The sequence below is a fragment of the Mesorhizobium sp. M1B.F.Ca.ET.045.04.1.1 genome, assembly GCF_003952465.1.
In the GTDB taxonomy this organism is placed as follows: domain Bacteria; phylum Pseudomonadota; class Alphaproteobacteria; order Rhizobiales; family Rhizobiaceae; genus Mesorhizobium; species Mesorhizobium shonense.
Genome location: NZ_CP034448.1, coordinates 94636 through 117925, shown reverse-complemented (window position 1 = coordinate 117925; position 23290 = coordinate 94636). Strand labels below are relative to the sequence as shown.

Annotated in this window: 24 protein-coding genes and 1 pseudogene; 6 read left to right on the top strand and 19 right to left on the bottom strand. The window is 64.0% G+C overall.

Annotated features, from left to right (window positions below; genetic code table 11):
* Window positions 1–139: 139 nt before the first annotated feature.
* On the top strand, window positions 140–1147 hold the full coding sequence (locus EJ071_RS00535) for a class I SAM-dependent methyltransferase (RefSeq protein ID WP_126096326.1): 1008 nt from the start codon (window positions 140–142) through the stop codon (window positions 1145–1147).
* A 5-nt stretch (window positions 1148–1152) separates the two neighbouring features.
* On the opposite strand, the gene EJ071_RS00530 is transcribed toward EJ071_RS00535, so the two are convergent.
* From EJ071_RS00530 to fabA, 4 genes and pseudogenes are all read right to left on the bottom strand, one after another.
* Window positions 1153–2706: a bifunctional diguanylate cyclase/phosphodiesterase gene (locus tag EJ071_RS00530; RefSeq protein WP_126096325.1), complete on the bottom strand. Its 1554-nt coding sequence runs from the start codon at window positions 2704–2706 to the stop codon at window positions 1153–1155.
* A 102-nt stretch (window positions 2707–2808) separates the two neighbouring features.
* Complete coding sequence (fabI, locus tag EJ071_RS00525) at window positions 2809–3621, bottom strand: enoyl-ACP reductase FabI (protein WP_126096324.1); 813 nt, start codon at window positions 3619–3621, stop codon at window positions 2809–2811.
* A gap of 12 nt (window positions 3622–3633) precedes the next feature.
* Window positions 3634–4853: pseudogene (fabB, locus tag EJ071_RS00520) on the bottom strand (beta-ketoacyl-ACP synthase I).
* Between the two features lie 127 nt (window positions 4854–4980).
* Window positions 4981–5496 (bottom strand): 3-hydroxyacyl-[acyl-carrier-protein] dehydratase FabA, encoded by a 516-nt coding sequence (gene fabA / locus EJ071_RS00515; protein WP_027165888.1) that lies wholly within the window; start codon window positions 5494–5496, stop codon window positions 4981–4983.
* A 245-nt stretch (window positions 5497–5741) separates the two neighbouring features.
* Between fabA and irrA the strand changes: the two genes are divergently transcribed.
* A complete protein-coding gene (irrA, locus tag EJ071_RS00510) occupies window positions 5742–6173 on the top strand; it encodes an iron response transcriptional regulator IrrA (RefSeq protein WP_126096323.1) in 432 nt (143 codons plus the stop codon).
* Window positions 6174–6182: 9 nt separating this feature from the next.
* Window positions 6183–6563: a DUF4260 domain-containing protein gene (locus EJ071_RS00505; RefSeq protein WP_126096322.1), complete on the top strand. Its 381-nt coding sequence runs from the start codon at window positions 6183–6185 to the stop codon at window positions 6561–6563.
* Here EJ071_RS00505 and EJ071_RS00500 read toward each other — a convergent pair.
* A complete protein-coding gene (locus tag EJ071_RS00500; protein WP_126096321.1) occupies window positions 6553–7110 on the bottom strand; it encodes an SH3 domain-containing protein in 558 nt (185 codons plus the stop codon). The two genes, EJ071_RS00505 and EJ071_RS00500, sit on opposite strands and share 11 nt — an antisense overlap.
* 169 nt (window positions 7111–7279) lie before the next feature.
* Between EJ071_RS00500 and EJ071_RS00495 the strand changes: the two genes are divergently transcribed.
* Window positions 7280–8281 carry a D-glycerate dehydrogenase gene (locus EJ071_RS00495; protein WP_126096320.1) on the top strand — a complete coding sequence of 334 codons (1002 nt, stop codon included), beginning with the start codon at window positions 7280–7282 and terminating at the stop codon, window positions 8279–8281.
* 15 nt (window positions 8282–8296) lie between these two features.
* On the opposite strand, the gene EJ071_RS00490 is transcribed toward EJ071_RS00495, so the two are convergent.
* The 11 genes from EJ071_RS00490 to EJ071_RS00440 form a co-directional block, all read right to left on the bottom strand.
* Entirely contained in the window at window positions 8297–8704 is a 408-nt protein-coding gene (locus EJ071_RS00490) for a DUF126 domain-containing protein (protein ID WP_126096319.1), read from the bottom strand.
* A complete protein-coding gene (locus EJ071_RS00485) occupies window positions 8701–9954 on the bottom strand; it encodes an aconitase X catalytic domain-containing protein (RefSeq protein WP_126096318.1) in 1254 nt (417 codons plus the stop codon). Before EJ071_RS00485 ends, EJ071_RS00490 begins: the two co-directional genes overlap by 4 nt.
* Entirely contained in the window at window positions 9951–10439 is a 489-nt protein-coding gene (locus EJ071_RS00480) for a GNAT family N-acetyltransferase (protein ID WP_126096317.1), read from the bottom strand. The genes EJ071_RS00485 and EJ071_RS00480 overlap by 4 nt, the downstream gene beginning before the upstream one ends.
* A 4-nt stretch (window positions 10440–10443) precedes the next feature.
* The gene (locus tag EJ071_RS00475; RefSeq protein ID WP_126096316.1) at window positions 10444–11199 is read right to left on the bottom strand and encodes a molybdopterin-synthase adenylyltransferase MoeB; all 756 of its coding nucleotides are present in this window, start codon (window positions 11197–11199) and stop codon (window positions 10444–10446) included.
* 205 nt (window positions 11200–11404) lie between these two features.
* Entirely contained in the window at window positions 11405–12544 is a 1140-nt protein-coding gene (gene recF, locus EJ071_RS00470) for a DNA replication/repair protein RecF (protein WP_126096315.1), read from the bottom strand.
* Window positions 12545–12612: 68 nt separating this feature from the next.
* Window positions 12613–13731: a DNA polymerase III subunit beta gene (dnaN, locus tag EJ071_RS00465; protein ID WP_126096314.1), complete on the bottom strand. Its 1119-nt coding sequence runs from the start codon at window positions 13729–13731 to the stop codon at window positions 12613–12615.
* 174 nt (window positions 13732–13905) lie between these two features.
* The gene (dnaA, locus tag EJ071_RS00460) at window positions 13906–15378 is read right to left on the bottom strand and encodes a chromosomal replication initiator protein DnaA (protein WP_245460144.1); all 1473 of its coding nucleotides are present in this window, start codon (window positions 15376–15378) and stop codon (window positions 13906–13908) included.
* Window positions 15379–16286: 908 nt separating this feature from the next.
* On the bottom strand, window positions 16287–16553 hold the full coding sequence (gene rpsT, locus EJ071_RS00455; protein ID WP_059185001.1) for a 30S ribosomal protein S20: 267 nt from the start codon (window positions 16551–16553) through the stop codon (window positions 16287–16289).
* 244 nt (window positions 16554–16797) lie between these two features.
* Window positions 16798–17571 carry an enoyl-CoA hydratase gene (locus EJ071_RS00450; RefSeq protein ID WP_126096312.1) on the bottom strand — a complete coding sequence of 258 codons (774 nt, stop codon included), beginning with the start codon at window positions 17569–17571 and terminating at the stop codon, window positions 16798–16800.
* 36 nt (window positions 17572–17607) lie between these two features.
* The gene (mutM, locus tag EJ071_RS00445; RefSeq protein ID WP_126096311.1) at window positions 17608–18498 is read right to left on the bottom strand and encodes a bifunctional DNA-formamidopyrimidine glycosylase/DNA-(apurinic or apyrimidinic site) lyase; all 891 of its coding nucleotides are present in this window, start codon (window positions 18496–18498) and stop codon (window positions 17608–17610) included.
* Window positions 18482–19729 carry a phosphopentomutase gene (locus EJ071_RS00440; RefSeq protein WP_126096310.1) on the bottom strand — a complete coding sequence of 416 codons (1248 nt, stop codon included), beginning with the start codon at window positions 19727–19729 and terminating at the stop codon, window positions 18482–18484. The genes mutM and EJ071_RS00440 overlap by 17 nt, the downstream gene beginning before the upstream one ends.
* Window positions 19730–19967: 238 nt before the next feature.
* On the opposite strand from EJ071_RS00440, the gene EJ071_RS00435 reads away from it, so the two are divergent.
* Complete coding sequence (locus tag EJ071_RS00435; RefSeq protein ID WP_126096309.1) at window positions 19968–20903, top strand: PhnD/SsuA/transferrin family substrate-binding protein; 936 nt, start codon at window positions 19968–19970, stop codon at window positions 20901–20903.
* Window positions 20904–20907: 4 nt separating this feature from the next.
* On the opposite strand, the gene EJ071_RS00430 is transcribed toward EJ071_RS00435, so the two are convergent.
* The 3 genes from EJ071_RS00430 to EJ071_RS00420 all read right to left on the bottom strand — a co-directional run bounded on the left by EJ071_RS00430 (window position 20908) and on the right by EJ071_RS00420 (window position 22735).
* Window positions 20908–21528, bottom strand: a complete 621-nt coding sequence (locus tag EJ071_RS00430) for a TadE/TadG family type IV pilus assembly protein (RefSeq protein WP_126096308.1) — start codon at window positions 21526–21528, stop codon at window positions 20908–20910.
* A gap of 40 nt (window positions 21529–21568) precedes the next feature.
* A complete protein-coding gene (locus EJ071_RS00425) occupies window positions 21569–22144 on the bottom strand; it encodes a TadE/TadG family type IV pilus assembly protein (protein WP_245460395.1) in 576 nt (191 codons plus the stop codon).
* Between the two features lie 168 nt (window positions 22145–22312).
* Window positions 22313–22735, bottom strand: coding sequence for a pilus assembly protein N-terminal domain-containing protein (locus tag EJ071_RS00420; protein ID WP_126096306.1), 423 nt, complete (start codon window positions 22733–22735; stop codon window positions 22313–22315).
* Window positions 22736–23091: 356 nt separating this feature from the next.
* Between EJ071_RS00420 and EJ071_RS00415 the strand changes: the two genes are divergently transcribed.
* Window positions 23092–23268, top strand: coding sequence for a Flp family type IVb pilin (locus EJ071_RS00415; RefSeq protein WP_126096305.1), 177 nt, complete (start codon window positions 23092–23094; stop codon window positions 23266–23268).
* Window positions 23269–23290: the final 22 nt, after the last annotated feature.

The following is a 23290-nucleotide window of genomic DNA, read 5'->3' as shown; positions in this document are numbered from 1 at the left end:
AATCCGGTTTTCGGAAAAGATCATGCTCAAACAAACAGATAGAGCCCCATCCCGGTTTCACCGGGATGGAACAGGCTCGGGATAATCGAGACGGGCGCGCCGCAAGGTCGCGCCCGTTTTTGTTTGAAGAGTTGTGTGAATGGCCTCAGAGCCGCTGAAGACGCTGTTTTTTCCCTTCGAGGCCGAGGCACTCCCTTTGCCGCGAAAAGGTGCTCACGTGCTGTTCCTGGGTGCCGAGCCCGGCTTTCGTTTGCCTGCCGGCTTCGACGCCGCGCTGTATCTCGTGCAGGGCTTCCGGCCGCATTTTCGAACCCTGCAGGCGGCCGGCTACACGGTCGCGCCGCGGGCGGAAGGTTCCGGCTTCGACGCGGCGCTGGTGCTGGCCGGCCGGCATCGCGGCCAGAACGAGCTGCGGATCGCGGAAGCCATCGAGCGTGTGGTGCCGGGAGGGCTGATCGTGGTCGCCGGTGGCAAGGACGATGGCATCGACAGCCTGCGCAAGCGCATCGATGCGCTGGTGTCGCTTGAGGCGCATCTGCCGAAACATCACGGCGTCGCCTTCTGGTTCCGCCGGGCCGGCATGGACGCGGCCCGGGCGCTTCGCGCCGCCAACCCCGACCTCGTCGTCGAAGGACGCTTCCGCACCGCGCCTGGCATGTTTTCGTTTGATCGGATCGACGCCGGCTCCAAGTTGCTCGCCGCGCACCTGCCCGACAATCTCGGCGGCAACATCGCCGATTTCTGCGCCGGCTGGGGTTATCTGGCGGCAGAGGTGGCGGAACGCTCGAAGGGCCTCTCCGGTCTCGACCTCTACGAAGCGGATTTCGAAGCCCTGGAAGCGGCCAGGATCAATGTCCGCGCCGATCCAGGACCACGTTTCTTCTGGACCGATCTGCTGACCGAAGCCGTCGAACGACGCTATGACGCAATCATCATGAACCCGCCGTTTCACAGCGGCCGGGCGGCGGAACCGGGCATCGGCGCCGACATGATCCATGCGGCGTCGAAGTCGCTGAAGCCAGCAGGGCGGCTGGTCATGGTCGCCAATCGCCAGCTTCCTTACGAGCAGGTGCTGGCGGCCACGTTCTCCAGCCACGTCGAGGTCGCGCGCGACGGCATGTTCAAGGTGTTTTGGGCGCGCCGCTGAGGCGGTTACTGCAGGCTGACGAGGCGTGCTGGCTCGCGCGTAGTATGTGCGGGTCGCGCCTGGCCGAACTCGACTTTGAGGGGCGCAGGACGGCCGAACAGATAGCCCTGCACCACCTCGCAGCCGGCGGCTCTCAGCAGCGTTGCCTGGTTCTCGGTTTCGACGCCTTCGGCGATGATGCCGACGCCCAGCGCCCGCGACAGCCCGACGATGGTCGAGACCACGGCGCCCGAGCTGGAGTCGGTGTCGATGCGGCTGACGAAGGAGCGGTCGATCTTCAGCTTGCCGAACGAGAAGTCGATCAGGTAGCTGAGATTGGAGTAGCCGGTGCCGAAATCGTCGACGGCCACTGAGATGCCCATATCGGCGAGCTGCCGCAGGATGACGGCCGCGCGGTCGCGGTCCTGCATCATCGCCGTTTCGGTGACTTCGAGCTCCAGCCGCGACGGCTTTATGCCGGTCGATGCCATGGTCTCGCGCACGATGCCGACGAAGTCCTTGGTCATGAACTGGACCGGCGAGATGTTGACGGCGACGAAGCAATCCTGCGGCAGATACTGGGCGTCGCTGCAGGCCTTGCGCAGCACCCATTCGCCGATCGGGTTGATCATGCCGGTCTCCTCGGCGATCGGAATGAACTCCATCGGCGGGATCATGCCGCGTTCTGGGTGCTTCCAGCGGATCAGCGCCTCGTAACCGACCACGCGGCCGGTCGGCATGTCGAATTGCGGCTGGTAGTGGAGGCTGAAGTCGCCGCGGTCGAAAGCGGTTTTCAGCTCGGATTCGATCCATTGCCGGTAGTCCGCCACCCGCCCCATATCGGCATGGAAGACCGACCAGTTGCCGATGCCGCTTGCGCGCGCATTCTGCAGTGCCAGATTCGAGCGGCGAAGGACGAGCACCGGATCGTTTCCGTCCTTCGGCATCGCCACGATGCCGACGGACATGCTGACGGACTGCAGGTGCGTCTGGAGTTGGTAGGGCTCCATCATGTCGTTGATGAGCTTTTCGAGGAACCGTTCGAGCGATCCCCGGATCTCGCGGTCCGGCAAGAGCACGGCGAATTCGCCCGCGCCGATGCGACCGATCACCGCGTCCTTAGGCATGTTCTGCTTCAGCCTGCCGGTGAAGGCGCGGATCAGCTCGTCGCCGTGGCTGTAGCCGATGGCGTCGTTGATCTGCTTGAAGCGGTCGATGTCGATATCGATCAAATAGACCGGTTCGCCGGTCTCTATCGTTTCCGCTGCCGCCGCAGCCACCTTTCCGACGATAGCCTGGCGCGTCAGCAGGCCCGTCATCTTGTCGAAATGCGTTTCCTTGAAGACATATTCGGCCGATTCATCGACGCCTGCGAAGAAGGACAATGCGGCGCCACCGGCGGAAAGGGCGCAGAGCGCGGCGATGATGCCCGCCATCGTCTCCGCCGGCATGCCGGCCAGGCCGTCGCCGAAACCGAACCGCAGCCCCCAGAGCCCGAGGATAAAACTGCACATGCCCGAGCTGGCGATGGTGATCAGCCGGAACAGCGGTGTTCGCTTCGGGTTGCTGACTGGTGGCATGCAAAGTCCCTGAACTACAGGACCTTCTAGCGGATACCTCCTTAAAATGAGTTTCCGCCGATGCCTCCAATTTTACTGGAAAGTACTTTTTGCGTTAGCGAATTATTCGCGGTCGCCGCCGTTCTGCTTCAGTTCCTCGAGCGCCGGCATGGAGACGATGTGATAGCCGGAATCGACATAGTGGATTTCGCCGGTGACCCCGGAAGACAGGTCGGACAGCAAGTAGAGCGCCGAGCCGCCGACCTCGTCGATGGTCACCGTGCGTCGCAGCGGCGAATTGCGCTGCTGATAGGAGAACATGTGGCGCGCGTCGGACACGCCGGATCCGGCGAGCGTCCGCACCGGTCCCGCCGAGATGCCGTTCACCCGGATGCCGCGCGGGCCGTAGTCATTGGCGAGATAGCGCACGCTTGCCTCGAGGCCGGCCTTGGCGACGCCCATGACGTTGTAGTTGGGCATGACCCGCACCGATCCGGCATAGGTCAGCGTGATCATCGAGCCGCCCCTGGTCATCAGCGCGGCGGCGTTGCGGGCGACCTCGGTGAAGGAATAGCAGGAGATCACCATGGTGCGGACGAAGTTGTCGCGGCTGGTGTCGGCGTAAAGGCCCTTGAGCTCGTTCTTGTCGGAAAAGCCGATCGCATGGACGACGAAATCCAGCCCGTCCCAGGCCTTGCCGAGCGTCTCGAAAGTGGCGGTGACCGAGGCGCTGTCCTCGACGTCGCAAGGCACGACCAGCGAGGCGCCGAGCTTTTCGGCAAGCGGCTTGACGCGCCGCCCGAACGCATCGCCCTGGTAGGTGAAGGCAAGTTCCGCACCGTGTTCGGACAATTTCTTGGCGATGCCCCAGGCGATCGAATGATCGTTGGCGACCCCCATGACAAGCCCGCGCTTGCCCTTCATCAACCCTTCCATAAAAGGCAATCCTTATGCGGAATAGCGCTGGAAAATCAGCGTTGCGTTGGTGCCACCGAAACCGAAGGAATTGGACAAGACGGTGTCGATCTTGGCGTTGTCGATGCGCTTGCGCACGATCGGCATGCCCTCGAATTCCGGATCGAGCTCCTCGATATGGGCGCTCTCGCCGACGAAGCCGCCCTGCATCATCAGGATCGAGTAGATCGATTCCTGGACCCCGGCGGCACCGAGCGAATGGCCGGTCAGCGACTTGGTCGAGGTGATGTACGGCATCTTGTCGCCGAACACCTCGCGGATGGCGCCCATCTCCTTGGAATCGCCGACCGGCGTCGAGGTGCCGTGCGTGTTGATGTAGTCGACCGGCGTCGAAACCGTGGCAAGCGCCTGCCGCATGCAGCGCACCGCGCCTTCTCCCGAAGGGGCAACCATGTCGTAGCCGTCGGAGGTGGCGCCATAGCCGACGACCTCGGCATAGATCTTGGCGCCGCGCGCCTTGGCGTGCTCCAGCTCTTCCAGCACCAGCACGCCCGCGCCGCCGGCGATGACGAAGCCGTCGCGGTTGACGTCATACGCGCGCGAAGCGGTCGATGCCTTGTCATTGAATTTCGACGACATGGCGCCCATGGCGTCGAACAGGTCCGACATCGTCCAGTCGAGATCCTCGTGGCCGCCGGCGAACATCATGTCCTGCTTGCCCCACTGGATCAGCTCGTAGGCATTGCCGATGCAATGCGCTGAGGTCGAGCAGGCCGACGAGATCGAGTAGTTGACGCCGTGGATCTTGAACCAGGTGGCTAAAGTGGCCGAAGCGGTCGAAGACATCGCCTTCGGCACCGCGAACGGGCCGATGCGCTTCGGGCTGCCGTTCTTGAGCGTGGTTTCGGCGGCTTCGACGATGGTCCTGGTCGACGGCCCGCCGGAGCCCATGACGATGCCGGTCCGTTCGTTGGTGATGTCGCTTTCGCCTAACCCGGCGTCCGCGATCGCCTGGTCCATGGCGACGTGGTTCCAGGCGGCACCTTGGCTCAGGAAGCGCATGGCGCGGCGGTCGATCATCGCCGACGGGTCGAGCGTCGGCGCCCCCACACCTGGCAGCGGAAGCCGTGCTCGGCAAAAGAATTGGAAAAGCTGATGCCGGACTTGGCATCGTAAAGCGAGGACTGCACCTCGTTGGCGTTGTTGCCGATCGACGACACAATGCCGAGGCCTGTCACTACGACACGTCTCATTCGCAACTCCTTCCGGCGTACTTTGGCGAAAAACCTAGTCGGTTTTCGCCTTCGATCATACGCAAAATAAACTGTCGCGGCGTCCTTGCGCATCCGTCGGACACGCGAGGCCCCGTGGCGGTGGCGATCAGGCGGCCGACTGCTTGGACAGGCCGACCTTCAGATCCGTTGCCGCATATATGGGTTCGCCATCCGCCTTGAGCCAGCCATCGGCGATGCCGAGCACGAGGCGTCCGCGCATCACGCGCTTGAAGTCGACGCCGTATTCGACCTTCTTGACCGACGGCGTCACCATGCCCTTGAACTTCACCTCGCCGGTCGACAGCGCCATGCCCTTGCCGGGCTCGCCGAGCCAGCCGAGATAGAAGCCGGTCAATTGCCACATGGCGTCGAGGCCGAGGCAGCCCGGCATGATCGGATTGCCGATGAAATGGCAGGCGAAGAACCAAAGATCCGGCTTGATGTCGAATTCGGCGCGGATGAAACCCTTGTCGAAGGCGCCGCCGGTCTCGCTGATCTCGGTGATGCGGTCGAACATCAGCATCGGCGGGTAGGGCAGCTGGGCGTTTCCCGGTCCGAACAACTCGCCGCGGGCGCAGGCAAGCAGTTCCTCGTAATCGTAGCTGGACTTTTGACCCGCCATTAACTCCGTCCCCGTTTTCGTTCCGGGCGGCAGGGCGCCCATGTCGTTGGTTTCCTAACACACTCTGTTTGCGGCCGGAAACCGGCGTTTGCGCTTAACCCGTGCGCCTGCCTGGGTCAATGCGCGCTATTGATCGCATTTGGGCGACAGAATATATGTCGAGTGATGTCCAGTTTTTGGCGATGACGTCTTTTTGCCATTCTGGGCCTGTCTATGGGGCTGGGCCACGAGCTTTGACGGGATAGATGGATTCGGGTTGCCGGAAGGAAAATGTCGCTGTGGACAAGCGGGTTCGCGAAGCCGGCCTGAGGCCGACGCGCCAGCGCATCGCGCTGGCCGATCTGCTTTTCGCCAAGGGCGACCGTCACCTCTCGGCCGAGGAACTGCATGAAGAGGCGGTTGCCGCCGGCGTGCCGGTTTCGCTGGCGACCGTCTACAACGCGCTGCACCAGTTCACCCAGGCCGGCCTGTTGCGCATCCTCGCGGTCGAAGGATCCAAGACCTATTTCGACACCAACACCTCCGATCACCATCATTTCTATGTCGAGGGCGAGAACCGGATCTTCGATATCGCCAGCGGCCCGGTGAGCGTGTCCAACCTGCCGGACCCTCCGGAAGGCATGGAGATCGCCAATGTCGACATCGTGGTGAGGCTGCGCCCGAAGCGCCGCGATTGATCGTTGGCGATGCGGCCCGTCGATCTGATGGTCCGGCTGGAATGGGCCGCCGTCGCCGTGGTGGCCATCGTCTTCTATAAAATGACCGGCGTGTCGTGGTGGTTGTTTGCGCTGCTCATCCTGGCGCCTGACCTGTCGATGCTCGGATACCTGGCTGGGCCGCGTGTCGGCGCCTTCGCCTACAATGCCTTGCACATCCTGATTGCCCCGCTTGTCCTTGCGCTCGCCGGCGTCCTGCTTGCCGGTCCGATCACCACTGCCGTGGCGCTGATCTGGATCGCGCACATCGCCATCGACCGCGCCCTGGGCTATGGCCTGAAACTATCCACCGGTTTCCAGGATACGCATCTCGGTCGCATCGGACGCGATCGGGGCAGGATCAGTTCTTGACCTTTTCGCCCGGATAGGCGCCCCAGACCTGCGACTGGGCCATCCAGCCGGTGTGGCCGTCGAAGGTCATTTCGCACCATTGACCGTCGCATTTCTTGATCGAGCCTATCACCCCCGGCTCGATGATGGCGACGACGTTGGCGTCCTTGTTGGGATCGTCGAGCAGATTGATTCGCCCGCCCTTGCCGCGCTGCCAGGGCGCGACGATCGCCGTGCGGCGGCCCGAGAGCAGCGACTGGTTGATCCAGCCCTCGGAGCCGTCGGCATCGCGCACGCGGCGCCAGGTGTCGAATTCCTGGATGACTTCCATAGGCAACCCGGCCTTCATGTACATCCAGTTGACGGAATAGTTGGCGCCCGGGCCGACGCGCGAGTTGACGCGCGCCGGCTTAAGGCTGACGAAGCGCGGCAGCGGCAGGCCGCTCGGCCCCAGAGTCACCGTTTGCGCAGGGGCGGCGGCACTTTGCGCGGATGCCTGCGGCGCGCAAAGCATAGCGCCGAGAACGGCTGCGCTGAAAGCCAGGCGAAGCGACGCGAAACCAGACACTTTCGTTCCTTTCGGCGCCGGTCCGTCGGGATGAGCGCCCCTTTTTCTTTGTCTTCGGCGGCACCGCTTGTTACAGGAGTGGGCTGGTACCGCGATCGGCTACAAGTTTCGCCGGTCTTGGTTAAAGAGGTCTCAACGAGATCGGTTTCGAGGAAGCTTCGGGGATAAAATGGCAGGCAAAAAACGGCCCCTCGTCGTCATCACGCGCAAGCTGCCCGATCCGGTCGAAACCCGCATGCGCGAGCTGTTCGACGCGCGCCTCAATGTTGAGGACCGGCCGATGACCCAGCCGGAACTGGTCGCGGCCGTCAAGGAAGCCGACGTGCTGGTGCCGACCATCACCGACCACATCGATGCCGCGCTGATCGCCCAGGCCGGCGAGAACCTGAAGCTGATCGCCAATTTCGGCAACGGCGTCGACAAGATCGATGTCGCCGCGGCGGCCAAGAAAGGCATCACCGTCACCAACACGCCGAATGTGCTGACCGAAGACACCGCCGACATGACCATGGCGCTGATGCTCGCCGTGCCGCGGCGGCTCGCCGAAGGCGCCAACGTGCTTACCGGCGAGAAGAAATGGGCCGGCTGGTCGCCGACCTGGATGCTCGGTCGCCGCATCTGGGGCAAACGCCTCGGCATCGTCGGCATGGGTCGCATCGGCACGGCGGTTGCGAGACGTGCCAAGGCGTTCGGCCTGTCGATCCACTACCACAATCGCCATCGTGTGCTGCCGGCGGTCGAGGACGAGCTGGAAGCGACCTACTGGGAGAGCCTCGACCAGATGCTGGCCCGCATGGACATCATCTCGGTCAACTGCCCGTCGACGCCGGCGACCTTCCATCTCTTGTCCGCCCGGCGGCTGGCGCTGATGCAGCCTTCGGCCTACATCGTCAACACCGCGCGCGGCGACATCATCGACGAGGAATCGCTGGTCAAGCTCATCCACGACGGCAAGATCGCCGGCGCCGGCCTCGACGTCTACGAGCACGAGCCGGCGCTGAACAGCAAGCTTTTGAAGCTCGCCGCCAGGGGCAAGGTCGTTCTTTTGCCGCATATGGGCTCGGCCACGCTCGAAGGCCGCATCGACATGGGCGAGAAGGTGATCATCAACATCCGCGCCTTCTTCGACGGCCACCGCCCGCCGGACCGCGTGCTGCCGCTCAGGACTTGAAAATACCTCGGGTGTTCAGGCGACGGTGACGACGCCGTCGCCGTCGACTTTGACGCCGCTTCCGCGATAGGTCTCGAACAGGCCACGCTCGAGCCTCACCGCCATCGGCGTTTCCCAGCCCATTTCCCGGGCGACGATCAGTCCGAGCAGCAGGATGGCGTCCGGCTCGTGCAGCACCAGGGCCGCCGGCGCGCGGCCGTTGTGGACCAGCTCCATCAGCACCGCCGAAGCCGACGATGAGCCGATAGTGCCCGGCAGGAACAGCACGCGGCCGGAAATCACCTCGCCATGCTGCGGGTGGCGAACATCGGCGATGCGCCCGGTCTTCGGGTCGACGCCGCCCCAGAAACTGATAGGCGCCGTCAGCACCAAAGCCTCCCCTTCGCCGGCCTTGCCCGGCACAAGGATCTCGGCGGCGCTCATGCGGCGATATCCGTGAAGCGCGGTTTGCCGACGACGGCGCTTTCGACGCAATCGGCGAGCGAGGCATAGAGCACCGCGTAACCGGTGTTGCCCGGCGCGTAATGCGCGAACTTGCCCGAATTGGTCATCAGCACGCCGCCGTCGAGATCCGGCATGATCGGCGTCACCACCACGCAGGTGTCGGCGACGATGACGACCCCGCTTGTTTCGAGCGCCTTTCGTCTACCGTCCTGCTCGAGCGAGGCCAGCACGTGGCGGCCGGTGCAGGCATAGATCGGCACGGCAAGCCGTCTTCCGGCGATCAGCCGCTCCAGCATGCTAAACTCGGCGTCTGACAGATGCGGACTGCCGATCGCCACCGCATCGATCGCCTTGGTCGCTGCGGCGGTCGACAAGCCGGCGCGAGCTTTCGCCACCATCTGCGGCGTGACGTGGATCACCGCCTCCGGTTCCGGCCCGGCCAGAATGGTTTCGGCGTCGGGAGCCTCGGGCGTCACGCCGGCAATATGGAAGAGCCCGACCGCGCCGGACGACGCAGCCGCTGCGCCGAAAGCCTTCAGCGCATCCTCGCCGGGGTGATTGGCGATGCCCGAGACGACGCCGACCGCATTGCCGACCTCGCGGCCGTAGAGGCTGCCCAGCACCGGCCAGGCGATCTCGGTAGCGAGGAAGGAAAGAGGAAGGTCAGAGACGTCGAACATCAGCCGCGCTCTGCGGTTCTCCGGGCGATGCAGGCCATAGTCGGGCGCCTGGCCGGTTATGGCGCAGGCAATGTCGAGGAAGTCGCCGTAGCGGTTGGTGCGGGCGCCCAGCACCGAATTGCAGAACACCACTGCATTGGACTCGCCCCAGGCGACATCGCTGCCCTGCGCGGGCCTGTGCCCGGCCTGATAGGGCGCGCAGGTCCAACTCTGCTCGCAGCCGAGCCTGCGATAGGCCTCCATCATCCGCCGCGCCATGCCGCGCTGCGGCTCTTGCAGCCGAATGCGCGAGCAGCCCATCAAGTCGAGCGCTCCGACATTGAGCGTCGAGCGCACCGCCACCCTGGCGCCGTCCTCGACCAACCGCTCGGCGAACAACGTGCCGGAATCGCCATGGTAGAGCGCGCCGTCGATATGCGCCGAAGCGATTGGGATCAGCCGCGGCGCTCCGAGAAGCCGCGCGCTCTCAGCGACGATGCGCATCGCCATCCCAGCGCCGTCCTTGCCGGCGGCGATTGCCTGTTGTTCGGGGCTGAGCGCGAGGCTCAAGACAACGCCTTTCGCATGGTGATCGAGGTTGGCCGGTCGTAGCCCTCATGCGCCGTGCGCGCGATCTCGCGAAAGCCAAGACGAGCAAAGGCCGCGTGATTTGCGGCGAGCTCGATCCGCGTCTGCAGCTCGATCGCATGCTTGCCGCGCCGCCGGGCAAAATCCTCCACGGCCTGCATCAGCCGCCCGCCGATGCCCCGCCCCTGAAGGCCGGGCTCGACGGCAAGCTTGCCGACATAGAAATCCTTCGCCCTCTCGAGCGCGAAGATGCAGCCGACGACCTGGCCGTTCTCCACCGCCAGGAACGCCGTTTCCTGCCCTGCCTTGCTCATAAGGTTTTCCGGCGTCAGCAGACGCGCCGAGGATGGCGGGTCGATGACGCCGTCCATATAGGCGAAGGCGCGCAGAATCAGCGCCAGCAATTCGTCCCACCGCGCGAAGTCCGGCGGAAGCTCGCTGACAAGGAGAGCGGCCGGCTGGTCCATGCGCTCAGACCGCCTTGTAGCGGACGGTGTCGAAACGGGCGGTGAGCCCGTCGTAAAGCAACAGCCGGCCGACCAGCGGCTCGCCGATCCCGGCAATCAGCTTGATCGCCTCCATCGCTTCGAGCGTGCCGATGACGCCCGTCAGCGCGCCGACGATGCCGGCGACGGCGCAGGATGGCACCAGCCCTTCGGGTGGCGCTTCCGGGAACAGGTCGCGGTAGCTTGGATTGCGCTTGCCGTCGGCACCCGTTTCGTACGGCTTCAGCACCGTCACCGAGCCGTCGAAACGGCCGACGGCGGCGGTGACCAGAGGCTTCTTTTCCAGGGCGCACGCATCGGCCAGCGCATAGCGTGTCTCGAAATTGTCGGAGCCGTCGACGACGACGTCGTAGCGGGCGACAAGGGCGGGGGCGTTTTCAGCCGTGAGCCTGAGGCGATGCAGTTCCATCCTGACATTGGGGTTGATGCGCATGATTGCCGCCGAAGCGCTGTCGGTCTTTGCCATGCCGATTGTGTCGCTGCCATGGATCACCTGCCGCTGCAGGTTGGACAGCGAGACATCATCGTCGTCGACGATGCCGAGCGTGCCGACGCCTGCCGCGGCAAGATATTCGAGCACCGGTGCGCCCAGCCCCCCGGCGCCGATCACCAGCGCCCGCGCCTGCTTCAGCTTCTGCTGGCCGGGGCCGCCGATTTCCGGCAGCACGATGTGGCGGGCATAGCGTTCGAGTTCTTCGTCGGTCAGGGCGGCATTGGTCATAGCTGGACCTTATAGCGGGCGGAAAACCTTGTCATGTACGGGCAAGGCGAAGCCTTGTCCCGCAGCGCAAGTACGGGCAAGGCGAAGCCTTGTCCCGCAGCGCAAGTACGGGCAAGGCGAAGCCTTGTCCCGCATGGCAGGCACGGGCAAGGCGAAGCCTTGTCCCGAAGGGCAGGCGGTGACGCCCGTTGGTTTTTTCAAGAGGTTAGCCGGTCGGCCCGACGCTGCCGTGATCGACCGTCAGGAACTGCGCCCGTCCGGCAAGGCTTGAAAACAGCGCCGCGTCGGTGCCGGTCATGAAGGCCTGGCAGTTCAGCTCCTCAAGGATGGAAAACAGTGCCGCCCGCCGGCCGCTGTCGAGATGCGCGGCGATCTCGTCGAGCAGCAGGATCGGCGTCAGGCCCGACATCTCGCCGGTCAGCCTCGCATGCGACAATACGATGCCGACCAGCAGCGCCTTCTGCTCGCCGGTCGAGCACAGTTCGGCCGGCATCGACTTCGGCCTGTGCCGGACCACGAGATCCGAGCGATGCGGACCGTCGAGCGTGCGGCCGGCGGCGCGGTCGCGCTCGCGGCCGTTGGCGAGGGCAGCGCGGAACCACTCCTCGACATCGACCGCCGGCGCGACGGCGATCTCGCTCTCCAACTCGCCGGAGAGGCTGATGTCGGCCTGCGGAAACGGGCCGCTGCCAGGCAGCTTGTCGATCATGGCGGCAAGCAGCCGCACCAGTTCCGCCCGCGCCGCCGCGATCGCCACGCCGGTTTCGGCCATCTGCGTCTCGATCGCGTCGAACCAGTCGCTGTCGCGGGAACCTTCCGTAAGCAAACGGTTACGACCGCGCATCGCCTTTTCATAGTCCAGCGCCCGCTGGCCGTGGCTGGGGTCGATTGCCAGCACGAGCCGATCGAGGAAGCGGCGGCGGTCGGCGGCCGGCCCCGGAAACAGCCCGTCCATCGCCGGCGTCAGCCAGACGACCCGCAGCCATTCTAGCATGTCCTCCGCCGACTTCGCCGGCGCGCCGTTGATGCGAACGCGTCTGCCGCCTTCTCCGGCACCGTCGCCGCCGGCAATGCCGGTGCCGATTTCGACCTGGCCTTCCGGTCCCTCGATGCGGGCATGCAAGGCAAAGCCGCCGTCACCGCCCTCGCGCGCCACGTCCGCATAGGGGGCGCGACGGAGCCCGCGTCCGGGTGTCAGCAGCGAGATGGCTTCGAGCAGATTGGTCTTGCCGGCACCATTGTCGCCGGACAGCACAACGGCGCCAGGGCCGAGCTCGAGCGAAAGTCCAGCATAGTTGCGAAAATTGGTAAGCGTAAGCTTACTTATATGGGTCTGTTCCGGCAACCGCTATCCGTCCGTGCAAGCCGCCGTAATCATCGCTCCATCGCCAGCCGGCGCGAAACCGGATGCGGCTAGACCCGCATCGGCATCAGCACGTAGAGCGCGGTCTCGTCGGCCATGTCGTGAATCAGCGTCGGCGAGCCGGCGTCGGCCAGCATGAACTTCGCCTCCGAGCCGGTGAGCTGGGCTGCGACATCGAGCAGATATTTGGCGTTGAAGCCGATCTCGATCGGGTCCGACGTATAGTCGGCCGCCAGTTCCTCGGTGGCGCTGCCCGAATCCGGATTGTTGACGGCAAGCGTCAGCTGGCCTTCGTGAATCGACAGTTTCACCGCCCGGCCGCGCTCGGACGAAATGGTCGAGACGCGGTCGACGGCGGCGGCGAAGCTCTGGCGGTCGATGATCAGCTTCTTGTCGTTGCCGGTCGGAATGACGCGCTGATAGTCCGGGAAGGTGCCGTCGATCAGCTTCGAGGTCAGGATGACGCTGCCGATGGTGAAGCGGATCTTAGTGTCCGACAACTCCGTCGTCACCGCCACATCCGGATCGTCGACCAGCTTCTGCAGCTCGCTCACCGTCTTGCGCGGGATGATGATGCCGGGCATGCCTTCGGAGCCTGCCGGCGCGTCGATCTCGGCGCGCGCCAGGCGGTGGCCGTCGGTTGCGACCGAGCGCAGCTTCAGCTTGCCGCCGGCCTCATGCGTGTGCAGGAAGATGCCGTTGAGATAGTAGCGCGTCTCTTCGGTCGAAATGGCGAACTGCGTTTTTTCGATCAGGCCCTTGAGCGCCACCGAGTCGAGCCGGAAGATGTGCGAGAAGGAGCCGGCCGAGAGCTCCGGGAAATCGGACTGCGGCAGGCACTGCAGGCGGAAGCTGGAGCGGCCCGACGTGACGGTCATCGCGTTGCCGTCCTCGTCGGTCTTCAGCATCACTTCGGCGCCGTCGGCGAGCTTGCGCACGATGTCGTAGAGCAGGTGCGCCGGGACCGTCGTCGCGCCGCCGCGCTCGACCTTGGCGGGCGTGGCTTCCGTCACTTCGAGGTCGAGGTCGGTCGCTTTCATTTCGAGGCTCGCGCCTTCGGCGCTGAGCAGCACATTCGACAGGATCGGAATGGTGTTGCGCCGCTCCACCACGCGATGAACGTGGTTGAGGGACTTCAGGAGATTGGACCGTTCCAGGATAACACGCATGACGAAACAGGCTCGCTTCAATGAATGGCGGGTCACCGGGGAGCGGCATCCCGCGAAAGCTCCGAAAAGCTCAGAATCTGTGTAAGCTGACAGTAAAAAACCTGCAAGCGCAAGCCCGCGACACCGGTTCCGGCCGGTTGCGCGGGCTTTCTGGGGATAAAGCCTGCGAAGCGCTCAGGCCTGCTCGTTGATCAGCCTTCTGAGCAGTTCGAGTTCCTGTGCCAGCGTGTTGTCGGCACCGGAAAGATCCTCGATCTTGCGCACGGCATGCAGAACCGTCGTGTGGTCGCGGCCGCCGAAGCGCCGTCCGATCTCGGGCAGCGAGCGCGGCGTCATCACCTTCGACAGATACATCGCCACCTGGCGCGGCTTGACGATGGTGCGCGTGCGCCGGTTGGACAGCAGCTCCGTCTTCGACACGTTGTAGTGGCGCGCCACGATGCGCTGGATGTCCTCGATGCGCACCCGCTTCGGCTCGCCCGAGCGGTAGATGTGGCCGAGGATCTCGTCGATGCGGTCGATGGTGATCTGCGGTTCGAAGGACTGGCGAAACAGAAGCTGGTTGAAGGCGCCTTCGAGCTCGCGCCCGCTGCCCGTCACCGTGCGGGCGACGTGATCGAGGATCTCGTCCGAAATGTCGAGCGAGGAATCGTCGATCTTGGCGGTGGCAAGGCGCAGCTTCAGCATGCCGAGCCGCATGGCGAAGTCCGGCGCCGACATTTCGAGCGCCACGCCGCCATTGAGGCGCGAACGCACGCGCGGTTCCAGCGATTCCAGTTCCGACGGCGGCCGGTCGGCGGCGACCACCACCTGCTTGGCGCTGTCGAGCAGCATGTTGATGAGATGGCAGAACTCATGCTGGATCGACTTGCCCTGCAGGAACTGCATGTCGTCGATGATCAGGAGATCGATGTCGCGCAGTTGCTCCTTGAGGGTGAGCGCATTGTTGTCGCGGATCGCGGTGGCGAAGCGCCACATGAAATATTCCGCCGTGAGATAGACCACCCGCGACTTCGGGTTGTGCCTCAGCGATTCCGCCGCGATCGCCTGTAAAAGGTGCGTCTTGCCGAGGCCAACGGTCGCGTGAAGGAAAAGCGGGTTGAAGCGCACCGCGCTCGACTGCGATTCCGCCACCGCCTTGGCCGCCGCGAAGGCCACCCGGTTCGAGGGCCCTTCGATGAAAGAGGTGAAAGTGTAGCGCGGGTCGAGCGGTGACCCCAGCACATTGTGGCGGAACTCGGTCTCCGCCGGCATGCCCTGGCGGGGCGCCGGCGTCCGCTCCACCCGGCCGGCGCTCGCGGTGCCGGCGGCGAGCGCGGTCTGCGCCTGCTTGGTCATCTTGCGCGCAGGTGCGATCTCAGGCTCGACATTGTTGCGGCCCTGCCGCGTGGCGGTCCGCACGATGATCTCGATCTTGAGAATGTCGGGATCCTCATGTCTCCACAGTTCCGCGATAAGGTCGAGATAGTGGCCGTTGATCCACGACCGCAGGAAGGCCGTGGGCACGGAGATGCGGACAATGCCGCGCGAGGCCTCGGCAACCTTCATGCGGCCAAACCAGCTCGAATAGACCTCGGCTCCCAGACGCGCCTTAAGCTGGGTCTTGACCCGCTCGAACTTCTGTTCAGCGTCGCTGGATGCCGTCATTCCGTCCCCTCCGACGAAAGTTGTAGGGAATGGGAGTTCGCCCGCTATCTCCCGTTCGATGCCGCTCTGCATGATCAAGTTCCTTGTCTTCTCGTACCCTTTTCCCGCCGGGAGTGCGCCTCCTGCACCCTGGACCCGGCGACGTTTTTCGCTGCGCTGTCATCGCCGCCGCCGGCGATATGGTCGCAACGTTGCGCAAGGGACCGATGCCGGCTTTTGCAAGCCGGCTTGATCATGCCAGGGCAATACAACACCGTCCGGCGAAAACGCCGGCCAAACGTCGACTGCCATGTACAATTACGCCAGTCCCCTACCCACCGAAGAGACAGACCAAGCCGCACGCGGAATTGCTCCACGTCATGAATTCCGCCATTTTGTGCTGGCCGATTCAGGCTGGGTCAGGGGCTAAAGCCCGTCCCTTCGATGAATGGACATTACCGAAATCGCTGTGGATAGGGCAAGGCCACGTCTAACCGATTTTTAACGAATCTGGTTACCGGAGACGTGTTCGAAGCGGGTGCCACTGGGGCGTGTTTTGACAAAGCCATTGTGATTCAAACCCTTTTCCGGCGAATATGAAAAAGGCCGGCCGATACGAAATTTTCTGAAATAATTCTCTTGACAGCTACTTGTCCCCCGCCGCTCCTCCGCGCGTTGAACAAGCTGTGGATGACCATCCGTAAGTTTCTGAAAAATAAGCGGAATTTTTGACAGGCTAATTTATGGCCATGCCCGCATTCGACGGGCCTCAACATCAGCGATTATGTATATGCCGGCAAAACATTCGCAACTTTGAAATTCGGGCCGAGCTTCGTTATGCACGCGTTCTTTTTAAGTACTTGCCGGCAAACGAAAAAACCCGGCCTATGCGGCCGGGTTCAAGGATAACGGTTCTAAGCGGAAGTCGGTCAGGCCGACAGCACCTTGACCCTCTGGGCCAGCCGCGAAACCTTGCGGGAAGCCGTGTTCTTGTGGATGACACCCTTGGTTGCGGCGCGCATCAATTCCGGCTCGGCGACCTTGAAGGCTTCGAGCGCCGCGGCCTTGTCGCCGGCGGCAAGCGCCTCTTCGACCTGGCGGACATAGGTGCGGACGCGCGACCGGCGGTTCTTGTTGATCGCCGCGCGGCGGGCGATCTTGCGCGTTGCCTTTTTGGCCGAGGACGTATTGGCCATGGATGCCTCTCTTCTGATCTGGTGAGCGCCAGCGGGATGCCGCAGGGCGCAAAAAACAAACGGGCAGCCACGGGGCCGCCTCGGTTGGTGCGGCTTATAGTTCAGCTTTTCCGGCGCGTCAACGCCGCTTCGCGGTCTTTTTGGCGCCTTGTAACGCGCCGCGCTGAAACGCTCGACGCACCGCAAGTCTTTGCCTTATGCGTGCCGTTTTCCAAACTGCCACGCGCTTCCGGAGGGACACGCATTAGCTGTTGGTGAAATTCGGCTTCCGCTTCTCGACGAAGGCGGCCATGCCTTCCTTCTGGTCGTCGAGCGCAAACAGCGAATGGAAGAGGCGACGCTCGAAGCGCAGCCCTTCGGCAAGCGTCGTCTCATAGGCCCGGTTGACGGCTTCCTTGGTCATCATTACCGACGGCAGTGAAAACTCGGCGATCTTGCCCGCCGCCTTCAGCGCTTCCTCGGTGAGCTCGCCTGCCGGCACCACCCGCGACACCAGCCCGCAGCGCTCGGCTTCGGCGGCGTCCATCATGCGCCCGGTCAGGCACATGTCCATCGCCTTCGATTTGCCGACGAAGCGGGTCAGCCGCTGCGATCCGCCCATGCCCGGCATGACGCCGAGCGTGATTTCGGGCTGGCCGAATTTTGCATTGTCGGCGGCGATGATGAAGTCGCACATCATCGCCAGCTCGCAGCCGCCGCCGAGCGCATAGCCTGCAACCGCCGCGATGATCGGCTTGCGCGCACGCGTAAGCTCCTCCCAGCCGACGAAGAAATCCTGGGTGTAGGCGTCGACGAAGGAGATCGCCTGCATTTCCTTGATGTCGGCACCGGCCGCGAAGGCCTTTTCCGAGCCTGTGAGGACCAATGCGCCGATGCCGGCATCGGCGCCGAACGCGTTCACCGCGGCCACGATCTCTGCCAGCACCTGCGAATTGAGCGCGTTGAGCGCCTTCGGCCGGTTCAGCGTGATCAGCCCGACCTTGCCGCGTGTCTCCACGAGAATGGTTTCATAGGCCATGGCATCGTCTCCTTCGATTGAGGAGACCGGTCTAGCTCACCGCTGACAGGTCCGGCAATAGAAGGTCGAGCGGCCGCTCTGCACGATGCGCTCGATATGGCCGCTGCAGCCAGGTTTCGGACATGGCATTCCTTCGCGGTCATAGACCGCGAAGGAATGCTGGAAATAGCCGAGCGACCCGTCTGCCTGGACATAGTCGCGCAGCGAGGATCCGCCGGCGGCGATCGCGTCGGCGATGACCGAGCGGATGGCCTCGGCCAGGCGTTCGCACTTCTCTTTTGCTTTCTTGCCGGGGCCGGCGATGGTGCCGGCTTCGCGCAGCGGCGACAGGCCGGCGCGCCACAGCGCCTCCGACACATATATGTTGCCGAGCCCGGCGATCAGCCGCTGGTCGAGCAATGCCGCCTTGAGCGGCGACCTGCGGCCTGCGAGCAGCGAGGCGAGCAGGGAGCCGTCAAGCGCGTTGCCGGTCGGCTCGATGCCCAGGCCCGCCAGCATCGGATGCGTGTCCGGCGCCCCTTCGGCAAACAGCATGAAGCCGAAACGGCGCGGGTCGTTGAAGATGACGCGGGACCGCTCGCCCTTCGGCGAAGCGATGTCGAACACGACATGGTCGTGCGCCGCGCTTTTCGAGCGCTGATGGTGGAAGCCGCCGGGCGTGTCGCTGCTCCCGGCGGCTTCGACGCGGAACGATCCCGACATGCCGAGATGGCAGATCAGCACCGGACCGTCTTCGATGTGCATCGTCAGATATTTGGCGCGCCTGCCAAGCGCCGTCACGGTCTTTCCGGCAAGCCGCTCCGAAAAGCGCTCGGGAAAAGGAAAGCGAAGGTCGGGCCTGCGCGCCTCGACGTTGACGAGGCGGGCCCCTTCCAGAACCGGCTGCAGCCCGCGCCGGACCGTTTCGACTTCAGGCAGTTCGGGCATGGCCGCCTATCGTCGCCAGGAAAGAGCTGCCGTGGCGGCCGGGCGCCAGGCCGAGATGGTCCGCGACGGTTTCGCCGATATCGGCGAAGGTCGGCCTGAGCCCGATGTCGCCGCCCTTCAGCCCCGGCCCGATGCCGATCACCGGAATGCGTTCGCGTGTATGGTCGGTGCCGCGCCAGGTCGGATCGTTGCCATGGTCGGCGGTGAGGATGAGCAGGTCGCCTTGCCCGATACGCGACAGCGCTTCCGGCAGCCGGCGGTCGAAGGCCTCGAGCGCTCCGGCATAGCCGGCGACGTCGCGCCGGTGGCCGAACTCGGTGTCGAAATCGACGAAATTGGCAAAGACCAGATCGCCGTCGCCGGCGTCGTCCATGGCGCCGAGCGCCTTGTCGAACATCGCCATGTTGCCGCCCGCCTTGCGCACCTCAGAGATGCCGCGATGGGCGAAGATGTCGCCGATCTTGCCGATGGCGACGACCTTGCTGCCGCGCTCCGTCAGCCGGTCGAGCAGGGTCGGCTCCGGCGGCGGCACGGCATAGTCGCGGCGGTTGTGGGTGCGCTGGAAGGTGGCTCTCGTCTCGCCGACGAAGGGTCGCGCGATCACGCGCCCGATCTTGAGCGGATCGACCAGCCGGCGCACCGTCAGGCAAAGCTCATAAAGCCGCTCCAGGCCGAAATGCGTCTCGTGCGCGGCGATCTGCAGCACGGAGTCTACCGAAGTGTAGCAGATCGGCTTGCCGGTGCGGATGTGCTCCTCGCCGAAGCGCTCGATGATCTCGGTTCCGGGCGCATGGCAATTGCCGAGGATGCCCGGCACCTTGCCTTCGTGGACGATCGCGCTGGTCAGCTCGGCCGGGAAGGCCGGCACGGTGTCGGGAAAGTAGCCCCAGTCGAAGCGCACGGGCAGGCCGGCAATCTCCCAGTGGCCGGACGGCGTGTCCTTGCCGCTCGAGACTTCCTGGGCCGCGCCATGGAAAGATGAGGCAAGCAGAGGCGCGTCGAAACTTATGGGCAGTCCCGCTGCCGTCCGTGCGGCGTGGGCAAGCCCGAGCGAGACCATGTTGGGCACGGCGAGCGGCCCCTCACGCAAGCCTTCACGATCCGCGCGGCCCTCGGCGCAGGCCTGCGCGATATGCCCGAACGTGTTGGCGCCGGCATCGCCGTAGCGTTCGGCATCGGCCGCTCCGCCGATGCCGAAGGAATCGAGAACGAATAGGAAAGCCCGCGCCATAGGGTGCCGTCGTTGCCAGTCCAGTGCATGTCTCCCGAAAGTGAGAACCAGTTTCGGGACAAAGGCATGCGTAAAATCAAAAACCTGAAGCGCACGGAGCGAATCTGAAAGATTGCGACGCGCTTTAGGCAGCCAGACATAAGGTTCCGCGGTCGCGTTGGCAAATCGGAAACCAAACCGCAACGGCTTGGCGCCATAGTCGCGCAATCGGGCGCAGTGTCGGCGGAGTGCGGCAAGGATGGGCAAGGGCACAAGATCCGCGGCAAGCCTGACTTTGAGGACGTGCGCGGCGGCCCTTGCGGTGCTCTCGGCGGCCTCGTCGGCGCGCGCCGACTGGCGCGACGACATCGGCACGTTTCGCATCGGCATCGTCGCCGAGCCCGGAGGCGGCAACACGGTTCCCGGCCTGGCACGCCTGACGGATGCCTACACGAACGCGCTCGGCATGAAGGTGGAGTTCGTGGTTGCCCGCGACTATGCGGCGCTGATCGAGGCGCAGGCGAGCGGCCGCGTCCAATATGCGATCTATTCGGCGCTCGCTTATGCAGCGGCCTCCGAGCGCTGCGGCTGTGTCGAACCGCTGGTGGCGCCGGTCGATGCCGATGGGGCCGCCGGCATCCGCTCCGTGCTGGTGACGCGCGACGGCAAGGTGCCTGACCTCGCCGCCATGGCTTCGCATCGGATCGCGATCGCGCCTGCCGACAATGTCGGCGGTTCGCTGCTGCCGCTGACCGGGCTGGCTGGCCAAGGCGTCAAGATCGCGGACGATTCACCTTTCCTGGCGCGCGCGCCTTCGGCCACCGCGGCCGAGACGATGCTCGGCGACGGGCAAGCCGACGGCCTGTTCGGCTGGGAATCTGTCGGCGCCGATGGCCGGCCCACCGATACGGGCGGCACGATCATGCGGCTCGAGGCCGCCGGCATCCCGAAGACGTCGCTTCGGGTGCTATGGACCTCGGCTCCGCTGCGATACGGGCCTCACGCCGTGCTCAGCGATCTCGACGCCGAGGCGAAGCGCCGGCTGGCCGTGTTCCTGACCAATCTCAAGTCGATGACGCCGGACGTCTACGATCTTCTGGAATCGAAGCACTCCGGCGGGTTCGAACTCGCCGTGGCAAAGGATTACGCGACGGCGCTCGCCATCGTGCGGCGGGAAGCGGGCGGCCGGGAATAATCTTTCAGCAGTCGCTGCAGGGAACCGTGGGACCGCGCCGGGGCCTCAGATAGTAGGTTTCGCCCATCGGTATCTTGTTGAAGACCGAAGTCAATCCAGCCGCCTTCGAACCGCTGGCCGACCAGGTGATCATCGCCTCATAGCCGAGGTCGCTTTCCACCCGGACAAGGAAAGTGTTGCGGATATTCAGCGTCGCCGGAACGGTGGTGATGCTGTCCTTCAGCGCGTCGGCGCTATAGGTGGTGCCCACGAGCTTGCGCGACCATGCCACCTTCACCTGGGGCGACGCCTCGTCGGTGATCTGGATGCCGGTGATGATGATCGACGGGGTGGAGCGGTTGTAGGGCTGCAGCGTCGAGGTGCCGATCTTCATGATCGCATCGAGGTCGGCTTTCTTGACGGTCGTCTGCTGCGTGACGAGATCCGCCACCATGCTGCCGATGCGGCTGACCTTCTTGCTGGTCTCGATCGCCTGCGAGGCTTCCATCGTGATGAAGTACATGATGAGCAGCACCGGCACGATGAACGCGAACTCGATTGCAGCGACGCCCTGGCGATCGCGGCAAAACCGCACCGCCTTCGCCATAATGGCCGAAATTTTCCAGTGTGCCCCCGCACGGTGCATTTTTACCTCCACCCGCCGCAGTCTCAGCCGTCGAGCGGTCTCAGTTGTCGAATGGCTCGTTCTGCCAGGTCACGGACGCGAAATGCAGCGTCTTGCCGTCCTTCAGATTGGCCATCTGTTTGGCCAGGAAATCGGTCATCACCGGCCATTTGTAGAAGACCCTGAGCATGTTCTTCGATTCCGCCAGCCCGGGAGAAACCGTGAAAGTCGTCGAGGTCGTGCCCGTCAGTACGATCTCCTTGTTCACGATCTTGAAACCAGCCGCGGCGGCGTCGGCGAAGGTCGCATACTCGCGCAGGTCCACCAGCAGTGACGCATTTGGCTCAGACCCCGGGCAATTCGTGGTGACCATGATCGCCATCCTGTCGCAGATCAGCGTCTTGATCGAGGCTTCGGTGACGTTGGCCTTCCTGAGCTGCCCGGTCCGCAGCTGACGGGCGATATCGTCGGTGACGTTGGCCATCACCTCCTGGCCGGCGAACGAGATGCAGCTTTCGAGGATGGCGAAAACGAGCAGGGCGAACGGCATGGCCAGCATCGCGAATTCCAATGCCGTGCTGCCTCGCCTGTCGCTGAAGAAGCCATGGCGGGGCTTTGCCCGTCCCTTGCTGTCCATGCCACCCCCCGGTGCCGGATCCTTGCTCATATTCCGTTCCTGCCGATCCCTCGCAATGTCGGCGGCAACATAGCGAAAACCCATTGAGGTCCGGTTTGGATGAGCGTTAAATTCGCCGTACGGCCCTTAACCCGCCATTAATGTCGCGTGCGCCTGCCTGCGTCGACCTCAGCGGGCGGCGTTCATTTCGGTTTCTGAAGTTCTCTCGGCCTCGCTCTTGTACGAGCTTTCGCAATAGGGCGTGCAGGACATGGTCTGGACTTCGGCGCGCCTGTAGATGCGCACCGAAGACGCAGCTTGCCGCACGACCGTCACCTGCTCATCGATGATCGGACTGCCATCCTCATCGAGCACGACCAGATTGGTGACGCCGAAACCCTTGCCGGTGAGCACGACCGTCGAGGCATCCTGCACGGCGGCATCGGCGATTGCCGGATTGCCGACGACGATCGTATCGGCGGCGCGCGACAACTTGACGATCTTTGCCTGGTTCATGGTGACTTCGATGCCGGCACCGGCGCTGGCCGGCACGACGAAAGCCGCAACTGCCAGCAACGCGGCAACTGAAAATGGCGATCTCGACAAGGACATTGAGGCGCTCCGAAGCGGCAGGCTGTTCAACGGAACATGAACGAAATTGGTGAACCGACGGTTAAACGTCGCATGGCTGCGGTAAGGATTGGTCGCCTCAAGGACCATGCATCAGCAGCATGCGCTGTTTTAGCAAGATCGCGGGTGCACCGGATCTCCGCCCTTTTCCCGCCTGCCGGTCCGATCCCGGACGTTTAGTCCACGGTTAACTATGCAACGGGTTCGCCTCCGGAAAGGAATCGGTAAGGGTGTTTATTAAGCCGATTGAAAGAGCTTCTCCCTAGATTCGCAAGCATCCGATCGACCGCCAGAGAAGTTGACGGAAGTGCTGTAACACGTGGAGTAGGAGCTCTCGAATGTCTAACCTTATCGCACGTTTTGTGAAGGACGAATCCGGCGCGACCGCCATCGAATACGGTCTGATCGCCGCTCTCATCGCGCTCGCCATCATGGTCGGCGCCGGCCAGCTCGGCAACGCCCTGAACACCAAGTTCAAAGCGATCGCCAGTGCGGTCGAAAATACCAACAAGTAACTAACCGAGTGACGGCGAAGTC